Origin of the sequence: Romboutsia sp. 13368 (genome assembly GCF_018336475.1) — a bacterium.
Lineage (GTDB): Bacteria > Bacillota > Clostridia > Peptostreptococcales > Peptostreptococcaceae > Romboutsia.
This window is the reverse complement of sequence record NZ_CP048741.1, coordinates 1,750,869-1,753,939: the sequence shown is the minus strand read 5'-3', so window position 1 is coordinate 1,753,939 and position 3,071 is coordinate 1,750,869. Positions and strand designations below refer to the sequence as shown.

Below are 3,071 nucleotides of genomic sequence, written 5' to 3'. Positions count from 1 at the left end.
ATGTATAATATAATATAAAAAAAGATAGACACATAAGTTGTCTATCTTTTTTTATATATTGTTGATTCAGTTAGAAATTGGTTAGTTTTACCCATTTTATATGCTAAGTCTATTATTTTTTTTTCTTCTTTAGTTAAATCTCGTTGAAGTATTTTAGTAAATTCAGCAAATAGCTTATCATAATTAATTTGCTTTTTAGTATTTCTTTTTGATGAAGATGGTTTTACCGTAGTATATATATAAACATCAGGGACTATACTTGGATTATAAATTCTTATAAATACTTGTGCTGTATAGTAAGCATCATTTAATGCATTGTGATAAGATTTATCTTGTTCTAAATTTAGTATTTGTATAGCATTTTGAAGGCCAATACTTTTACCAGCAGGATTATTAAAGTATATAGATGCATAATGTTGAATATTTATATATGACTTAGTTAAAGTCTTATAAGGTAAATCATAGTAACTTATATTTCTAAATAATTCCTTTAAATCTCCTGTTCCCCAAACACAAAGTACAGTGTTTTTTTTAGATGAAACAAATTTTTTAAAATCTTTATATACTTGAGAAAAAGTGGGAGCATTCTTTACATCATCAAGTTTTATCCCAGTCATTTTACCAACAAAAGGATGTATAGATTTATATAGTTGTGGTTTTACATAACTATTAAAAGTATCTATTATATTAAAATGAGAATCTAATTTTATAGCACCTATTTGAATGATTTCAAAGGGGCATTTTTCATTAGAGACTGTTTTATTAAGAGTTTTATCGAATCCTTGGTTAAACTCTAAATCGAAAACTACATATTCCATAATAATTCTCTCCTAAATTAAGTAACTAATATATTAAATTTATATTATATAAAGTATATAATTAATAACTATATTATTTGGTATACAAAAATATTTTTATATTTTTAGTATACCCTATATTTGTATAAAAGTTAAACTTTTAAGTACAAGTATTTATATAAAATAAAATAAATAAAAATATTGAGAACTTTTAATCTATAATATATAATAAGTATAAATTAAAAAACGAATTTTAAAATATATAATCTGAAAAATATACGGATATAAARAAGGGGGAAATAACAGTATGAAAAATTTATTATATATTATAGAAAAAGAAAATCATAATGAAAAAGATCTAAAAAGAATATTAAAAGAAAATCCACAGATAAAATTTGTATCACTTATGGGTGTAGATTTAGGTGGAAATGCTACGGATGAAAAAATACCAGTTGAATTATTTTTAGAAGATATAAATGATTTTTTACAATCTGCAGTTCAAACAGATGGATCAAGTGTTGAACTTTATAATATAGCTACTTTAAATAATGCAAAGGTAGACTTAATGCCAGATATAGATTGTAAGTGGTATGTAGACTATAATATGGAACATATTGATAGTGAATTAAATTTACCAATAGGTACTCTTAGAATACCAGCTTTTTTAATACATGATAATAAAAAAGTATGTTCAAGAGGGGTATTACAGAAAGCAGAAGAATATTTTAAAGAATCATTATTTGATATTTTTGAAAAATATCCACATGTTATAAATAATATAGGAATAGATAGTATATCTGATATAGAAGAAATATTATTAACATCAGCAACTGAATTAGAATTTTGGGTAAATACTCCAGAAGATAAAGCTGATTTAGAAAAATTATATATATCACAAAGTTTAAAAGAACAATATTGGAAGAGAACTCATGGAGTAATAAGAACTTGTTTAGAAAAAAGTTTAATAGAACTTAAAAATATAGGAGTAAATCCAGAAATGGCTCATAAGGAAGTAGGGGGAATAAATAGTTCTATAAGTATAGATGGTAAAACTAATCATGCAATGGAGCAATTAGAGATATCATGGAAGTTTTCATCTCCTCTTCAAGCAGCAGATAGTGAATTAATAGTAAGAGAAGTTATAGAAGATATATTTAAATCAAATGGGTTAGAAGTAACATTTAAAGCTAAACCAATACACGGAGTTGCAGGAAGTGGTGGACATACTCATGTTGGGGCTAGTGCTAAGTTAAAAAATGGGAAAATTGTAAATATATTTGCCCCGAAGGATATGAAAGAAGACTATTTAAGTGAATTAGGATATGGTGCACTTATGGGAATACTATATAACTATGAAATACTAAATCCATTTGTAACTTCTACAAATGATGGATTTAATAGATTAGTTCCTGGATTTGAAGCTCCTGTCTGTACAGTTACTTCATTAGGTCATTCTTATGAAGTTCCATCTAGAAATAGATCTGTACTTGTGGGGTTAATAAGAGATATAAATAATCCTAAGACTGTTAGATTTGAATTAAGATCTCCAAATCCACTATCAAATACATATTTAGTTTTAGCTGGATGTTACCAAACTATGTTAGATGGGATAAAAGCTAGTGCAAAAAGTAAGTTATCAACTAAAGAACTTGAAAAAGAGTTAAGTAAAGATATAGGTCAAGAAGGATTCTATTTAGAAAAAGATAGAATGTATAGAGATGAAAATGATGTTTTTGAGTATTATACGATAGAAGAAAGAAATAAAAGATTCTCAGTTCCACCAGCAACAGTATATGAAAACATGCAAAATCTTGAAAAATATAAATATAAGTTAGAGTCGTTAAAACAAGGTGATGTATTTACTGATGCGATAATAAATTCATTTAAGGTTGGAGCTATAAAAAAATGGAGTAAAGAATTGAGTAATAGAATAATCGATGATTCTATAGATAGTATAAGAAGCTATGTTAAATTACATGAAAAAGAAAATATGGATGCTTTAGATGAAGTTATGTGGAATTCTATAGATGATATCAAATTTAACGTAATGAAAGATACTTTAACAAGAAAATCTTTATTCACTCAAATAAAAGAGGCTTTAGAAAGTAAAGATTTTGAAAAAGCATCTAATTTACAACTAGAGTTAAAGCACAATATGGAAGAAATACAACAACTATATGTAAAATATAAAAAAAATATATACTAAATTAAATAATACAATTAGTTAATAGATTATTTACGACAAAAYATAAAAAAGCTATGAAAATTACTTTT

2 protein-coding genes are annotated in these 3,071 nt (G+C 25.1%); one reads left to right on the top strand and one right to left on the bottom strand.

Going from position 1 to position 3,071, the window contains the following annotated elements:
- Positions 1–41: 41 nt before the first annotated feature.
- Positions 42–818 (bottom strand): 3'-5' exonuclease, encoded by a 777-nt coding sequence (locus G3997_RS07140; protein WP_296644876.1) that lies wholly within the window; start codon positions 816–818, stop codon positions 42–44.
- 286 nt (positions 819–1,104) lie between these two features.
- Between G3997_RS07140 and G3997_RS07135 the strand changes: the two genes are divergently transcribed.
- Positions 1,105–3,003, top strand: coding sequence for a glutamine synthetase (locus G3997_RS07135; protein WP_296644875.1), 1,899 nt, complete (start codon positions 1,105–1,107; stop codon positions 3,001–3,003).
- Positions 3,004–3,071: the final 68 nt, after the last annotated feature.